At 64.6% G+C, this 13,815-nt stretch carries 14 protein-coding genes and 1 pseudogene; 8 read left to right on the top strand and 7 right to left on the bottom strand.

Going from position 1 to position 13,815, the window contains the following annotated elements; translation table 11 throughout:
- Positions 1-59 precede the first annotated feature (59 nt).
- Genes MRY84_RS07900 through MRY84_RS07890 form a run of 3 tightly spaced genes read left to right on the top strand, consistent with a single transcriptional unit; the run spans position 60 to position 3,142 of the window.
- Complete coding sequence (locus MRY84_RS07900) at positions 60-1,304, top strand: CmpA/NrtA family ABC transporter substrate-binding protein (RefSeq protein WP_291505181.1); 1,245 nt, start codon at positions 60-62, stop codon at positions 1,302-1,304.
- Positions 1,305-1,340: 36 nt separating this feature from the next.
- Positions 1,341-2,306, top strand: coding sequence for a nitrate ABC transporter permease (gene ntrB, locus MRY84_RS07895; protein WP_291505180.1), 966 nt, complete (start codon positions 1,341-1,343; stop codon positions 2,304-2,306).
- Positions 2,303-3,142, top strand: a complete 840-nt coding sequence (locus MRY84_RS07890) for an ABC transporter ATP-binding protein (protein WP_291505179.1) — start codon at positions 2,303-2,305, stop codon at positions 3,140-3,142. Before ntrB ends, MRY84_RS07890 begins: the two co-directional genes overlap by 4 nt.
- Before the next feature lie 196 nt (positions 3,143-3,338).
- Here the strand turns inward: MRY84_RS07890 and MRY84_RS07885 are convergent, their stop codons facing one another.
- Complete coding sequence (locus tag MRY84_RS07885) at positions 3,339-3,779, bottom strand: CBS domain-containing protein (RefSeq protein WP_291505178.1); 441 nt, start codon at positions 3,777-3,779, stop codon at positions 3,339-3,341.
- A 506-nt stretch (positions 3,780-4,285) separates the two neighbouring features.
- On the opposite strand from MRY84_RS07885, the gene MRY84_RS07880 reads away from it, so the two are divergent.
- Positions 4,286-4,576, top strand: coding sequence for a DUF4148 domain-containing protein (locus MRY84_RS07880; RefSeq protein ID WP_291505177.1), 291 nt, complete (start codon positions 4,286-4,288; stop codon positions 4,574-4,576).
- 88 nt (positions 4,577-4,664) lie between these two features.
- Positions 4,665-4,958: a DUF4148 domain-containing protein gene (locus tag MRY84_RS07875; protein WP_291505176.1), complete on the top strand. Its 294-nt coding sequence runs from the start codon at positions 4,665-4,667 to the stop codon at positions 4,956-4,958.
- Positions 4,959-5,070: 112 nt separating this feature from the next.
- Here MRY84_RS07875 and MRY84_RS07870 read toward each other — a convergent pair whose 3' ends face one another.
- The 4 genes from MRY84_RS07870 to MRY84_RS07855 are packed head-to-tail and all read right to left on the bottom strand — an operon-like array spanning position 5,071 to position 8,474.
- On the bottom strand, positions 5,071-6,090 hold the full coding sequence (locus tag MRY84_RS07870) for a TRAP transporter substrate-binding protein (protein WP_291505175.1): 1,020 nt from the start codon (positions 6,088-6,090) through the stop codon (positions 5,071-5,073).
- 48 nt (positions 6,091-6,138) lie between these two features.
- Positions 6,139-7,431: a TRAP transporter large permease subunit gene (locus MRY84_RS07865; protein ID WP_291505182.1), complete on the bottom strand. Its 1,293-nt coding sequence runs from the start codon at positions 7,429-7,431 to the stop codon at positions 6,139-6,141.
- A 12-nt stretch (positions 7,432-7,443) separates the two neighbouring features.
- Complete coding sequence (locus tag MRY84_RS07860) at positions 7,444-7,956, bottom strand: TRAP transporter small permease subunit (RefSeq protein ID WP_291505174.1); 513 nt, start codon at positions 7,954-7,956, stop codon at positions 7,444-7,446.
- Positions 7,953-8,474, bottom strand: a complete 522-nt coding sequence (locus MRY84_RS07855; RefSeq protein ID WP_291505173.1) for a gluconokinase — start codon at positions 8,472-8,474, stop codon at positions 7,953-7,955. The genes MRY84_RS07860 and MRY84_RS07855 overlap by 4 nt, the downstream gene beginning before the upstream one ends.
- 167 nt (positions 8,475-8,641) lie before the next feature.
- Between MRY84_RS07855 and MRY84_RS07850 the strand changes: the two genes are divergently transcribed.
- Complete coding sequence (locus tag MRY84_RS07850) at positions 8,642-9,667, top strand: LacI family DNA-binding transcriptional regulator (protein ID WP_291505172.1); 1,026 nt, start codon at positions 8,642-8,644, stop codon at positions 9,665-9,667.
- A 104-nt stretch (positions 9,668-9,771) separates the two neighbouring features.
- Here MRY84_RS07850 and MRY84_RS07845 read toward each other — a convergent pair whose 3' ends face one another.
- The gene (locus tag MRY84_RS07845; RefSeq protein WP_291505171.1) at positions 9,772-11,421 is read right to left on the bottom strand and encodes a PAS domain-containing methyl-accepting chemotaxis protein; all 1,650 of its coding nucleotides are present in this window, start codon (positions 11,419-11,421) and stop codon (positions 9,772-9,774) included.
- Between MRY84_RS07845 and MRY84_RS07840 the strand changes: the two genes are divergently transcribed.
- Positions 11,420-11,704: a hypothetical protein gene (locus tag MRY84_RS07840; protein ID WP_291505170.1), complete on the top strand. Its 285-nt coding sequence runs from the start codon at positions 11,420-11,422 to the stop codon at positions 11,702-11,704. The two genes, MRY84_RS07845 and MRY84_RS07840, sit on opposite strands and share 2 nt — an antisense overlap.
- 249 nt (positions 11,705-11,953) lie before the next feature.
- Positions 11,954-13,168 (top strand): MFS transporter, encoded by a 1,215-nt coding sequence (locus MRY84_RS07835; RefSeq protein ID WP_291505169.1) that lies wholly within the window; start codon positions 11,954-11,956, stop codon positions 13,166-13,168.
- A gap of 388 nt (positions 13,169-13,556) precedes the next feature.
- On the opposite strand, the pseudogene MRY84_RS07830 reads toward MRY84_RS07835, so the two are convergent.
- Positions 13,557-13,815 (bottom strand): annotated as a pseudogene (locus MRY84_RS07830) (bifunctional protein-serine/threonine kinase/phosphatase); the annotation flags it as partial.

Raw genomic sequence — 13,815 nt, 5'->3', positions numbered from 1 at the left:
CGCTCCACACGCACCGGGGCACTTTTTTGTTTTTAACGCATGCAAACGAGGGAAGCCCCATGACCGATCTGCTCAAAACCAGCTTGAACCGCCGCACCGTGCTGCAGGCCGCCACCGTGGGTGCCGTGGGCGTGAGCCCGGCTCTGCGCGCCCTCGTGCACGCCCAGGGCTCGGACGCGCCGGAGAAGAAGGAAGTCAAGATCGGCTTCATTCCGCTGACCGACTGCGCCAGCGTGGTGATGGCGTCGGTGCTGGGCATCGACAAGAAGTACGGCGTGACCATCATTCCCACCAAGGAGGCGTCCTGGGCCGGTGTGCGCGACAAGCTGGTGAATGGCGAACTCGACTTTGCCCACGTGCTGTACGGCCTGGTCTACGGCGTGCACCTGGGCCTGGCGGGCCCCAAGAAGGACATGGCCGTCCTGATGAACCTCAACCACAACGGCCAGGCGATCACGCTGTCCAAGAAGCTGGCCGACAAGGGCGCGGTCAACGGTGCGGGCCTGGCCAAGCTGATGGCCAGCGAGAAGCGCGAATACACCTTCGCGCAGACCTTTCCCACCGGCACGCATGCCATGTGGCTTTACTACTGGCTGGCGGCCAACGGCATCAACCCCATGAAGGATGCCAAGGTCATCACCGTGCCGCCGCCGCAGATGGTGGCCAACATGCGCGTGGGCAACATGGACGGCTTCTGCGTGGGCGAGCCCTGGAACCACCGCGCCATCATGGATGGCATCGGGGTGACCGCCGCCACCACGCAGGACATCTGGAAGGACCACCCCGAGAAGGTGCTGGGCACCACATCCGAATTCGTGCAGAAGTACCCCAACACGGCCCGCGCCGTGACGGCCGCCATTCTGGAGGCCGGCAAGTGGATCGACGAGGGCCTGGCGAACAAGAACAAGATGGCCGAGACCATTGCCGGCAAGGCGTACGTGAACACCGGCGTGGACGCCATCAACCAGCGCATCCTGGGCCGCTACCAGGACGGCATGGGCAAGACCTGGGACGACCCCAACCACATGAAGTTCTTCAACGAAGGCACGGTGAACTTCCCTTACCTCACGGACGGCATGTGGTTCCTCACACAGCACAAGCGCTGGGGCCTGGTGAAGGACCATCCCGACTACCTGAACGTGGCCAAGGCCGTGAACCGCATCGACGTCTACAAGCAGGCCGCCGCCGCATCGAAGACGCCGCTGCCCAAGAGCGAGATGCGCACGAGCAAGTTCATGGACGGCGTGGTGTGGGACGGCAAGGACCCTGCCAAGTACGCCGACAGCTTCAAGATCAAGGCGTAAACGCCCTGCCACGCCCACCCAGCACAGGAGAACACCATGGTCAGTGCCGTCTTTCACTCCCCGTTGGATGCAGCCCCCGTGGTTGCACAGAATGCTATGAATAATGCAGCTGGCAGCGCTTCACCCGCAAGCGCCAGAGGCCAAAAACACTCAGCCCCCGCACCGGCATCAAGCTCCACGCCCGCAGTCGCGTCCCCCGCGGGGCGCGACTGGGCGGCTCTGTCACGCAGCTTCTGGATGGCGGTGCTGCCGCCGCTGTGCGGCCTGGCCTTGCTGGTGGGATTGTGGGCGGCTGTCTCGGCCACCACCGGCAACAGCATCCCCGGGCCAGCGGAAACCTGGAAGCAGGCACTGGAGATCTTCAGCAACCCCTTCTACCGCAACGGCCCCAACGACCAGGGCGTGGGCTGGAACGTGCTGATGTCGCTGGAGCGCGTGGCCATCGGTTTTGGCATGGCGGCGCTGGTGGGCATTCCGGCGGGTTTCGTGATCGGGCGCTTTCACTTCCTCTCGCGCATGTTCAACCCGCTCATCAGCCTGCTGCGCCCCGTGTCGCCACTGGCCTGGCTCCCCATTGGCCTGCTGGTCTTCAAGGGCGCCAACCCGGCGGCCATCTGGACCATCTTCATCTGCTCCATCTGGCCCATGATCATCAACACCGCCGTGGGCGTGCAGCGCGTGCCGCAGGACTACATGAACGTGGCCCGCGTGCTGAACCTGAGCGAATGGAAGATCGCCACCAAGATCCTCTTCCCCGCCGTGCTGCCCTACATGCTGACCGGCGTGCGCCTGGCCGTGGGCACGGCCTGGCTGGTGATCGTGGCGGCCGAGATGCTGACCGGCGGCGTGGGCATCGGCTTCTGGGTGTGGGACGAGTGGAACAACCTTAACGTCAAGAACATCATCATCGCGATCTTCGTGATCGGCATCGTCGGGCTGGTGCTGGAGTTCGCACTCATCAAGCTGGCCACCGCATTTACTTTTGAAGAGGTGAAAGCATGAACACGACCACCACGGCAGCATCCGCACACCCCTCCATGAGCACCAAGTTCATCGAGATCCACGGCGTTGAGCAGACCTTCAAGACCGCCAAGGGCCTGTTCCCGGCGTTGCGCAACATCAACCTGACCATCGCCAAGGGCGAGTTCGTGGCGCTGATCGGCCACTCTGGCTGCGGCAAGTCCACGCTGCTGAACCTGATCGCCGGCCTGACCACACCCACCAACGGTTCGCTGCTGTGCGCCAACAAGGAGATCAAGGGCCCGGGCCCCGAGCGTGCCGTGGTGTTCCAGAACCACTCGCTGCTGCCCTGGCTCACCTGCTTCGACAACATCTACTTGGCCGTGGAGCGCGTGTTTGGCGCCAAGGAAACCAAGACCCAGCTCAAGGCCCGCACCGATGCCGCGCTGGCCCTGGTGGGCCTGACGCACGCCGGGCAAAAACGCCCCGGGGAAATCTCCGGCGGCATGAAGCAGCGCGTGGGCATCGCCCGGGCACTGAGCATGGAGCCCCAGGTACTGCTGATGGACGAGCCCTTCGGCGCGCTGGACGCCCTGACGCGCGCCAAGCTGCAGGACGAACTGCTGGAGATCGTGGCCCGCACGCAAAGCACGGTGGTGATGGTGACGCACGATGTGGACGAAGCCGTGCTGCTGTCCGACAAGATCGTGATGATGACCAACGGCCCCGCTGCCACGATTGGCGAGGTGCTGGCCGTGGACCTGCCCCGCCCCCGCAACCGCGTGGAGCTGGCCGAAGACCCGCAGTACGTGCACTACCGCAAGGCGGTGATTGACTTCTTGTACACGCGCCAGGGGCACGTCGAAAAAGCGGCCTGACCTTGCCGCGCAAAAAAATGAGAGCTCTGCCCTTTACGGGGCAGAGCTCTTGTTTTTCGGGGGCGCCTTCAGAGCACTTTCCATACGCGCTGCCCCAGACCAAGGGCCGGCCCGCCGCGCTGGCGGCGCCCCCTTCCCGAACGGAACAGCCATTCGAGAGCAAGGAGAAGTTGCGCGGCCACTCAGGCGGTTGTCTCTAGTGGCTACCGGTGATGTACTGCTCCAGCTGCTCGATGATGAATTTCTGCTCGGAGATGATGTCTTTGACCAGGTCCCCGATCGAGATCATGCCCACGAGCTTGCCGTTGTTGTCCACCACGGGCAGATGGCGCAGGCGGCCCGTGCTCATGATCTGCATGCACTGCTCGCTGGTCTGCTCGGGCCGCACAAAGCGCACCGAGGTGGTCATCACATCCCGCGCCAGCGTGGCGGCTGACGTGCGGCCCAGCAGGGCGATCTTTCGCGCGTAATCACGCTCGGTGAAGATGCCGACGATAGCATCCCCCTCGGTGACCACCAGGGCGCCGATGCCCTTGTCGGCCATGAGCTTGAGCGCGTCGAAAACCGATGCCGTGGGCGCAATGGTGTGGACGGTGGAATCCGGTTTGGACTGCAGAATTTTGGCGACAACGGTCATGAAACCTCCCTCATAAAACCTGAAACAGGTACAGAGAGATTTCAGCCCATAAGCCCAGCGGGCGCAACCCGCACGAGCCCGATTTGCCACGCTTGCGGCCCCGTTGTGGCAACAGCGATGCATCTGTTTCGCCCCTGTTGCATTCGACCTGCAACGAAACAAACTGAAAAGAACCGAAACCGCGGCGAGACGACGCCGCGGGCAGGGGCCGGCACGATACAGCCCATGTTCCACGCAGTAGGCAACACCTCCACACCAGATTTCAACGCCCCCAGCTCAGCAGGCGGGTGGACAGAAACGAGCAGGAAGATTGTTTCCAAAACTGGAACAGATAGTTTGCGACCAACTGGTTTTTCTTCAGTCGCCTGCGGCGTACAGTTCATCCCATCGATGAGCCGAACCCGCAAGGCGACTCACCGAACCCGGTGGGAAGCCAAGCGCAAACGGTGCACGGGATCTTCCCCTCGGCTTTTTTGAGACGCTTTTTAACTTCAAGGATTTTCATCATGAACAAGACCGCACGTTTTCTCGCTGTTGCTGCTGTAGCTGCTTTCGCCTCGGTGGGCGCTCAGGCTGATGAGGCCGATGGCTCGCAATTCGCCCTCAAGTTCGAAACGACCCGCACCCGCGCCGAAGTGATCAGCGAAGCCGCCGCCGCCGCCCAGAACCGCAACCTGGAACCCCTGGGCTCCCGCGTGACGACCTACCAGTCCACGGTCGACCGCGCTGCCGTGCGTGCTGAAGCTGCTGCCCAGGCCATGCGCACCGGCCGCGTGGGCCCCGCAGAAGCCAGCTGATCCGGTGATTGCCGGGTGAGACATCCTTTACCCGGCAGCCCTTTTTTCATTGCTTATCCATTTTTCGCAAATTTTCAGGAGTAACACCATGAACAAGACCGCACGCTTCCTCTCCATCGCCGCTGTTGCCGCTTTCGCTTCGTTTGGCGCCCAGGCCGACGAAGCAGACGCTTCGCAATTCGCCACCCAGTTCGAAACCAACCGCACCCGCGCCGAAGTGCAAACTGAAGCCGCTGCCGTGGCAGCCACCCGCAGCATCGAGCCCCTGGGTTCGCGCGTGGTGACCTACAAGTCCACCGCCGACCGCGCTGCCGTGCGCGCCGAAGCCGCCGAAGCCGTGCGTACCGGCAAGATCTCTGCAGGCGAAGCCGGCTCGCTGTAAGCCTGTCAGCTGCCCTTGCCTGCACCGTAATGCAGGCCGCCTTCGCAGGCGCAAAAAAAGGCCGAGACCCTCCGGGGTCTCGGCCTTTTTCTTTGGCGGACGTGAGGCTTGCTTACTTGCCGGCTCGCGCCTGGGCCACGGCTGCCTGCACTTCCTTCCACAGGCTCTCGCCCACGTTGGCGGCGATGCTGGCGTTCACCGCACTGAGCTTCTCGCGCATGCGGTTGGCTTCGGCGGCGGGCAGCTCGTTCACCTGCATGCCCTTGCCCTTGAGGTCGGCCAAGGCCTTGTCGGCTTCAGCCCGCGTGTCCTGGCGCTCGAAGTCGCGGCTCTTCTTGGCGGCGTCGAGCAGCACCTTCTGCTCGGCCTTCGACAGGCCATCCCAGTACTTCTTGCTCACCAGCACGATCCAGGGACTGTAGACGTGGTTGGTCACGGTGAGGTACTTCTGCACCTCATAGAACTTGCTGGACAGGATGGTGTTGTAGGGGTTCTCCTGGCCGTCGACCGTCTTGGTCTCCAGCGCGGTGAAGAGTTCCGAGAACGGCAGCGGCACGGCATTGGCGCCCAGGGTCTTGAAGCTGTCGAGGAAGACGTTGTTCTGCATCACGCGCAGCTTGATACCGTCCATGTCTTCCAGCTTGTTGACGGGGCGCTTGCTGTTGGTGAGGTTGCGGAAGCCGTTCTCCCAGTACACCAGGCCCACCAGGCCCTTTTCCTGCAGCTTGTCCATCACCTTCTGGCCCACGGGGCCATCCAGCACCACGTCGGCTTCCTTGGCGTTGTTGAAGAGGAAGGGCGTATCCCAGATGGCCATTTCCTTGGTGATGCCCACCAGTGTGGCGGTGGAGCCCACCATCATCTCCTGCGCACCGCCGATCAGCGCCTGCTGCATCTGCACGTCCGAGCCCAGCGCGGCAGCACCGATGGCGCGCACCTTCATCTTGCCGCCCGAAGCCTTTTCCACTTCCTGGGCAAACAGCTTGGTGGCCCGGCCCTGATTGGAGTCCTCGTTCAGGCCGTAGCCAAAGCGGATGATGCGCGGCTTGAAGTCTTGCGCTGCGGCCTGGAAGGAGCAGGTGATGGCAGCAACCGACAGGGCGGCCAGCAGGGTGCGACGGAAAGTTTTCATGGTTGTCTCCATTGGCGAGGGGGAAAGGAAAAAGAGAGTGAAAGGGAGTCAGCGCAGCCAAACCACAGGCGCAGTCACGATCTGGGGAAACACGACCAGCAGCGCCAGGATCAGCACGTAGGTGAAAAGGAAGGGGTTCACGCCCTTGATGACGCTGTGCATCGAGATGCGCCCCACCCCGGCCACCACGTTGAGCACGGTGCCCACGGGCGGCGTGATGAGGCCGATCGCGCCGTTGAGCACGAACATCAGGCCGAAGTACACCGGGTCGATCCCCGCCTTGACGGCGATGGGCAACATCACGGGCGCAAAGATCAGGATGGTGGGCGTGAGGTCCAGCGCCGTGCCGATGAGCACCAGCACAATCATCATCACGGCCATCAACAGGCGCGGGTTCTCCACCAGCGGGCCCAGCCAGCTGGTCAGCACATTGGGCAGGTCGGCCAGCGTGATCATGTAGCTGGCCACTTGGGCACCGGCGCACAAGAACATCACGATGGAAGTCGTCTTGGCCGCGCGCACCAGCACGCCGTAGATGTCGGCCACTTTCATCTCGCGGTGGATGAACAGCGCCACCACCAGCGCGTAGAAGGCGGCCACCACAGCGGCCTCGGTGGGCGTGAACACGCCGGTCTTCATGCCGCCGATGATGATGAGCGGCATCAGCATGGCCCAGAAGGCGCGCGCCGTGGCGCGCAGGCGGTCCTTGATGGGCAAGGGCTCGCCCTGGGGCAAGTCCATGCCGCGCAGCACCCAGCGCCAGGCAAAGATGAGACCCGCGCCCATCATCAGTCCCGGCACGATGCCCGACACAAACAGCGCCGAGATCGAGGTGTTGGTCGTCACGCCATAGATCACGAACGGCATGGACGGCGGAATGATGGGCGCGATGATGCCGCCCGAGGCGATCAGCCCCGCCGACGTGTTCATGGGGTAGCCCTGCTGGCGCATCATGGGCAGCAGAATGGTGGCGAGGGCGGCCGTGTCGGCCAGGGCCGATCCGCTCATGCTCGCCATCAGCACCGCAGCGCCGATGGCAACGTAGCCCAGCCCGCCCCGGATATGCCCCACCCAGGCCTGGGCCATGTCGATGATGCGGCGGCTGATGCCGCCCGAGTTCATCAGCTCACCCGCCAGGATAAAGAAGGGCACGGCCAGCAGCGGAAAGCTGTCCACCCCCGCCACCAAGTTCTGGGCCAGCAGCTGCGTGTCCCAGAAGTCGAGCACCCAGGCCATGCCGGCGCCCGTGAGCACCAGGGCCAGGCCCATGTTCATGCCGGTGCCCATCAGCACCAGCATGCCCAGCGAAAAAACGATAAAAGCCTGCGCTTCGGGTCCCATGGCCATCATCACCTACTCCACCTCGGCGCCATGACCGAGGTCCAGCGGCTTGCGTTGAAACAACTCGATGGTCGCCATCACGCTGATGGCCACCGCGCACAAAAAGGCGGGCAGCGGCAGCAGCGCAGCCGGGTAGGCCATGACCACGGAGCGGCTGCCCATGCCCACCACCACCTGCTGCCAAGCGCCCCAGGCCAGCATGGTGCTGGCGGTGATCACCAGCAGCCGGATCAGGGCCGTCAACACGCCAAAAGCCACCGGGCGCTTGGCCAGCAACCCCGCCAGACTGGTGAAGGCCATGTGCTCACCAGCCGGGTAAGCCGCTGCCGCGCCAATGAACACCATCCAGACGAACAACAGGCGCGACAGCTCTTCGCTGGCCGCCACGCCGCTGCCAAAGCCGTAGCGCAGCACCACGTTGATGAACACGGCCACGGCCATCACGCCCAGGCAACTGGCCATGAGCACCTGGGAGATCCGGGCAAAGCGGCTCTGCGGCACGGCATGTTGTGCGGGGGAACTCATGCGGTCTCCTTCGTGGCCAGCCAGGCCGAGGCCTGCTGTTGCAGGGTGGGCAGGTCCAGCAACGCATCCAGGCGCAGCACGCCCGTTTCGCCCACGGGGGATTCCAGCGTGGCGAACTGGCTGTCCACCAGCGCGCTGGAGAAAAAATGGGTGTCCGCACGGGCGGCCACACGTTGGCCGGCGTTGGCGCGGTCGATCTCCAGAAAGACAAACCGCAGCCCGGGGCAGGCATTGCGCAAGCGGTCCCGGTAGACCCTCTTGAGCGCAGAGCAGGTCAGCACCGCGCCCCGGGGCTGGGCTTGCAGCAGTTGCCCCAAGGTGGTCAGCCAGCCTTCACGGTCTGCGTCAGTCAGGGCAATGCCCTGGCGCATCTTTTCGCGGCTCGCGGGGCTGTGGTGGTCATCCCCTTCGATCAGGGGCAGGCCCTCGGCCTGTGCCAGGGCAGAACCCAGGCTCGACTTGCCGCAGCCCGCCACGCCCATGACAACCACAAAAGCCGGAGACGGATGAAAACTCATATTGGTAGCGCTATCCAAACAATTCACAAAAAAGGCATCCGTCTGGATGCCGCACAAACTTTGGCGACTTCTGCAACTTCATCGAAAATGGCTTCGTTTGCCTTGCCCCACCGTTTGGACAGCGCTATCCTAACCAGGTCCTCCCCAAGCCCCATGAGGGTTAACCCTTGAACAAACCCGAGACAAAACGCCGGTCCAGCGGCCGCATCACGCTGAGCGACGTCGCCAAGGCCGCCGAGGTCAGCCCCATCACCGCGTCCCGCGCCCTGCGTGGCGAACGTGGCGTGGCCCAGGAACTGGTGCAGCGCGTGAAGGACGCCGTCCAGCGTCTGGGCTACGTGCCCGACCCTGCGGCCCGTGCATTGGCATCGCAGCGCAGCGTGCAGGTGCCGGTGCTGGTGCCCCTGCTGTCCAACGCGCTGTTCGTGGACGTGCTGGAGGCCGTGCACCGCGCGCTGTTTCCGCACGGCTACCAGGCGTTGATCGGCGTGACGCACTACGACCCACAGGAGGAAGAACAGCTGCTGCGCACCTACCTGGCCCATCGCCCCGCGGGCCTGCTGGTCACCGGCTTCGACCGCACCGAGGCCGCGCGCCAGATGATCGCCGCCAGCGGCGTGCCCTGTGTGCACCTGATGGAGTTGACCTCGGCCCCGGGCGTCTACTGCGTGGGCTTTTCGCAGCAGGATGCAGGCTACGTCATGACAGCCCACCTGCTGACAAGGGGCCGCCGGCACATCGCTTTCGTGGCCGCCCAGCTGGACCCGCGCACCATGCAGCGCGCCGAAGGCTACCGCCAATGCCTGAAGGAAGCCGGCCTGTACGACCCCAAACTGGAACTGCTCAGCCCGCAGCCTTCGTCCATGCGCCTGGGCGGTGAATTGCTGGAGGAGCTGTTGCGCACCCGGCCCGGCGTGGACGCCGTGTTCTTTTGCAACGATGACCTGGCCCAGGGCGGCCTGCTGGCAGCACAGCGGCTGGGCCTTTCGGTGCCGGGCCAGGTGGCGATTTCGGGGTTCAACGATCTGGCAGGCAGCGACCAGATGCTGCCCCCGCTCACCACCGTGCGCACACCCCGCTCAGCCATTGGCGAGGCCAGCGCAGGGATGCTGCTGGCGCTGATGCGCGGCGAGACGCCCGAGCGCAATTCGGTGGACCTGGGGTTTGAGTTGACGGTGCGCGGGAGTACGTAACCCACCTGAGCCGCTGCGCGGCGTCCCCGCAGGGGGGACGCCACCGGTGGCCTGGCGAAGCCATTTCCACAGTCGCACTGACAATGGGGTTGCGACGGCTGCGCTCAGGCCGCCGCCAGAGTCTCCTGCGGCGACACTGCTTTCATCTCCTTGCGCAGCGCCACCGCATCGCGCGCGTGCGCGGGGGCTGAGGCGTCGATGCGGAACACGCGCACCGTCTCGGTCATGGTCTGCGCTTGGCCGCTGAGCTGCATCGCCGATGCCGCGTTTTCCTCCACCAGGGCGGCGTTCTGTTGCGTGATCGTGTCCAGCTGCGCCACGGCGGCATTGATCTGCGAGATGCCGCTGAGCTGCTCGTCAGACGCACTGTGAATCTCGCTGATCAGCGTGTTCACCCGCCGCACCAGCTCCAGCGATTCGGCCATCGTCTTCTGGGCTGCATCGGTCTTCCGGTGCCCTTCGCTCACCTTGGCCGCCGAGTCGTCGATGAGCTGGCGGATCTCCTTGGCGGCCGAGAGGGTGCGGTGCGAGAGGCTGCGCACCTCGGATGCCACCACCGCGAACCCGCGGCCCTGCTCGCCTGCCCGCGCGGCTTCCACGGCAGCGTTGAGCGCGAGGATGTTGGTCTGGAACGCGATGGAGTCGATAAGTTGCGTGATTTCGCTGATGCGGCTGGAGGCCGCCTGGATCTGCTGCATGGTGTCGGCCACGCCGTCCACGGCTTCGCTGCTGCGCTCGGACACTTGCGTGGCCTGGGTTGCCAGTGTGGACGCCTGGCGGGCCGATTCAGCTGTCTGCTTGACGGTCCCGGTGATTTCCTCCATCGACGCCGCTGTCTGCTCCAGGTTGCCGGCCTGGGCTTCCGTGCGTTCCGACAGGTCCTGGTTGCCCTGGGCAATCTCGCGGGTGGAGACCTGCATGTGCTCACTCTGGACCCGGGCGTCGCGCACGATGGACAGCAGGTTCACGTTGAGCTGCGCCAGCGCTTTTTGCAACTGGCCGGCCGTATCGGTGCGGGACGCAGAGATTTTTTGCGTCAAATCCCCCGCCGCCATGCGATTGGCCCAGCGCAGCATCTGGGACAACGGCGCCACGTTGGACCGGTGCATGTAGGCTGCCGTGCACAGGGCCAGCACCACCGCGCCGAGCCAGGCCAGTGCGGCAGCGAAGGTCATGGTGTGGCCGCCCGCCAATGCCGCACCCCAAGACGCCAGCACCGGCAGCAGAGTGCACAGCACCGAGCGGCCGGCCGGCCCCGGCTGAACGGCCCGGCCCAGGCGGGCGAGCGGGGTATTGCGCAGCACCCGTCCTTCGCGCAGGGTGTGAACCAGCTTGCCGGCCTGCTTCTCGGCCCGCATCTGTTGGTAAAGCCGCTCGGCGCCCTGGATCTGCTCGCGTGAGGCCTCGGTGCGCACCGACATGTAGCCCGTGGGCTGGTCGCCCTGCATGAGCGGCGTCACGTTGGCCATCACCCAATAGAAGCTGCCGTCCTTGCGCCGGTTCTTGACCGGGGCGGACCAGGGCGTGCCGCTGGCAATGGTCTGCCACATGTCCCTGAAGGCCTCTTCGGGCATATCGGGGTGTCGGATCAGGTTGTGGGGCTGGCCTAGCAACTCTTGCTGCTGGTAGCCGCTCACCTCGATGAACGCCGGATTGCAGTAGAGGATGCGGCCCTTGAGGTCGGTGGTGGAAACCAGCGTCTGGCCGGTGGGAAAGGGATATTCGTGGGAGCTGACGGGCAGGTTGACGCGCATGAACAAACTCCTCCCTCAAGAAACTTCGGTGTCGGCAGGCCCGGGTGCAAAGGCGTGCACCGTTTCGCCGTCGCATTCAAAACATCCTAATGCAGCGTTCCTTGGAAACCAACGGGTTTATGCCACGACCGGGCAAGAAATCCCCAAGCCGGTGCAATGCACCAATTCCAGGCTTGCGATTGGGGTCGCAGCGCACCTTGCCGGCTCACGCCACCGGTTCGAATACAAAACTGATAGCAGCTGGCGCTTTCTCATACTGGGCTTGCAGCGCTTCTGGCCTTGAAAGGCCTCAGGCACCGAACTGGCACAGCCATTGCTTTAAATGGGTGCAGCCAATGCAGGCTGCGTTGGGCCCGGTGCAACGAAGGATTGGGCACAAAGACGTCGGCGTCTTCACGGAACGCGCAAGCGCGGTCCGTGCAGGCGCCTTTTTTATTGGGTTTGTTGGCAGGTGCGCGGGTTCTGGCCGCAGCGGCAGGGTGCCGCCCCACGGCCTTTGCCAACCCGCCGTCCTGCGCACGATTGCATTGCCATGCTCCAATTTCGCGAGTTCCTCAAATCCGGCCACGCACCCACGCTGTGGTCCTCGTTCCTGTACTTCGGCTTTTCCTGCGCCATCTGGGTGATCAACGGGGCCATGGCGCCGTTCATCCGCGACAGCTTCTCGCTCACGCCAACGCAGATGGGGATGATGCTCTCCATCCCCATTTTCGCGGGCGCGCTGATGCGGTTTCCGCTGGGCATCCTGGCGCAGTACATCGGGCGCAAGAACGCCACGCTGGTCGAGATGGCCGGCATCTTCGTGGCCATGGGCTACGGCTATCTGTTCGTGCATTCGTACAACGACCTGCTCGCCATGGGCATCCTGCTGGGCGTGGCGGGTGCCAGTTTTGGCGTGGCGCTGTCGCTGGGCTCGGGCTCGTTCCCGCCGCGCTACAAGGGCCTGGCCATGGGCATCGTGGGGGCGGGGAATGTGGGCACGGCCGTGGCGGCCCTGCTGGCCCCCATGCTGGCGCAGAAGTTTGGCTGGCAGGCCGTGTACGGCTTTGCGGCCGTGAGCGTGGCCGTGCCCGCGTTGGTGATGGCGGTATATGCCAAGGAGCCGCCCGACCTCGCACCCCACGCCAGCTTCCGTGAGCACATCGCCTGCCTGTTTGAAAAAGACGGCTGGGCCTTCAGCCTGATCTACGCCGTGACCTTTGGCGGGTTCATCGGCCTCACCACCTTTCTGCCCAGCTATTTCTACGACCAGTTCGGCGTGAGCAAGGTGGCCGCTGGCCAGCTCACGATGATGGCCGCCTTCCTGGGGGCGGCGCTGCGCATCTTTGGCGGCTGGCTTTCGGACCACTGGGGCGGGGTGAACACCCTCACGGGCGTGCTGGCGATCACGGCCGTCAGCATGGTGCTGTGCGGCCTGGCCGAAAAATCCCTGCCCGTGACCGTGCTGCTGTTCCTGGTGTGCTTCGCGGCCCTGGGGGCTGGCAACGGCGCATTGTTCCAGCTGGTTCCGCTGCGCTGGCCCTTGGCTACGGCGGTGGCGGGCTCGATGATTGGCGAGATCGGCGCGCTGGGCGGCGGCCTGATCCCGAATGGCATGGGCATCTCGCGCCAGTACACCGGCACGTATCTCTGGGGCTTTGTTGGCATTGCCGCCTGCGCGCTGGCCATGCTGCTGTTGCTGCGCGTGATGCAGATCCGCTGGACGCGGACCTGGGCGGAAAAGGGCGGTCGGGCACGCAGTGCCTGAGCTGGCGCAGCCAGCCAACGCGCAGCGTTGCCCGCACTTTCGCTAGAAGGGTGGACGTGCGCGTAGCGCATGACGTGCGGTAGCACGTAAGCGCGCAGCGCTTACCGAACTTTCGCTAAAAGGGCGGTCGGGCACGCAGTGCCTGAGCTGGCGCAGCCAGCCAACGCGCGCCGTTGCCCGCACTTTCGCTAGAAGGGTGGACGTGCGCGCAGCGCGTGAACGGTGACGGCAACACCAGCCCCCGTTCGGGCCGAGCCTGTCGAAGCCTTCCGCCCGGATTTCGCAGGCACCGGCCCCGACGGCAAAGGTGAAAATCCAAGAAAAATAGGCTCTGGCTCTTATCCAGCAAGCGCGTCAAGCTATCTTTTTTGCAGCAAACCGCAGCCCGTTACCGCGGCAAGAACAACAGCCAGTAGATCAGCAACAGATTCACCAGCACGCTCACGGCCAGCGCGATCTTCCACAGCGCCGTGGCGTCGCGTTGCATCAGAGGCTGCGGACCGGGAGCCGACAGCGGGCGCGAGGCGCCGCGCTCCAGCGCCAGCAGCAGTTCCTCGGCGGTCTCGAACCGGTGGGCGCGGTTGCGGGCCACGGCCTTCAGGGCGATGTGGTCCAGCCAGATGGGAACGCTGGGGTTGTGGCGGCTG

It is taken from the genome of Acidovorax sp. (assembly GCF_022763525.1).
In the GTDB taxonomy this organism is placed as follows: Bacteria; Pseudomonadota; Gammaproteobacteria; order Burkholderiales; family Burkholderiaceae_C; genus Acidovorax.
This window is presented reverse-complemented; position numbering and strand designations above follow the sequence as displayed.

Excerpts from the sequence above, each read along its gene's own strand:
- MRY84_RS07890 (WP_291505179.1), top strand. The coding sequence starts at position 2,303 with ATGAACACGACCACCACGGCAGCATCCGCACACCCCTCCATGAGCACC.
- MRY84_RS07835 (WP_291505169.1), top strand. The coding sequence starts at position 11,954 with ATGCTCCAATTTCGCGAGTTCCTCAAATCCGGCCACGCACCCACGCTG.
- MRY84_RS07870 (WP_291505175.1), bottom strand. The coding sequence starts at position 6,090 with ATGAAAACTTTCCGTCGCACCCTGCTGGCCGCCCTGTCGGTTGCTGCC.
- MRY84_RS07885 (WP_291505178.1), bottom strand. The coding sequence starts at position 3,779 with ATGACCGTTGTCGCCAAAATTCTGCAGTCCAAACCGGATTCCACCGTC.
- MRY84_RS07880 (WP_291505177.1), top strand. The coding sequence starts at position 4,286 with ATGAACAAGACCGCACGTTTTCTCGCTGTTGCTGCTGTAGCTGCTTTC.
- MRY84_RS07860 (WP_291505174.1), bottom strand. The coding sequence starts at position 7,956 with ATGAGTTCCCCCGCACAACATGCCGTGCCGCAGAGCCGCTTTGCCCGG.
- MRY84_RS07855 (WP_291505173.1), bottom strand. The coding sequence starts at position 8,474 with ATGAGTTTTCATCCGTCTCCGGCTTTTGTGGTTGTCATGGGCGTGGCG.
- MRY84_RS07875 (WP_291505176.1), top strand. The coding sequence starts at position 4,665 with ATGAACAAGACCGCACGCTTCCTCTCCATCGCCGCTGTTGCCGCTTTC.
- MRY84_RS07865 (WP_291505182.1), bottom strand. The coding sequence starts at position 7,431 with ATGGGACCCGAAGCGCAGGCTTTTATCGTTTTTTCGCTGGGCATGCTG.
- MRY84_RS07845 (WP_291505171.1), bottom strand. The coding sequence starts at position 11,421 with ATGCGCGTCAACCTGCCCGTCAGCTCCCACGAATATCCCTTTCCCACC.
- MRY84_RS07840 (WP_291505170.1), top strand. The coding sequence starts at position 11,420 with ATGAACAAACTCCTCCCTCAAGAAACTTCGGTGTCGGCAGGCCCGGGT.
- ntrB (WP_291505180.1), top strand. The coding sequence starts at position 1,341 with ATGGTCAGTGCCGTCTTTCACTCCCCGTTGGATGCAGCCCCCGTGGTT.
- MRY84_RS07900 (WP_291505181.1), top strand. The coding sequence starts at position 60 with ATGACCGATCTGCTCAAAACCAGCTTGAACCGCCGCACCGTGCTGCAG.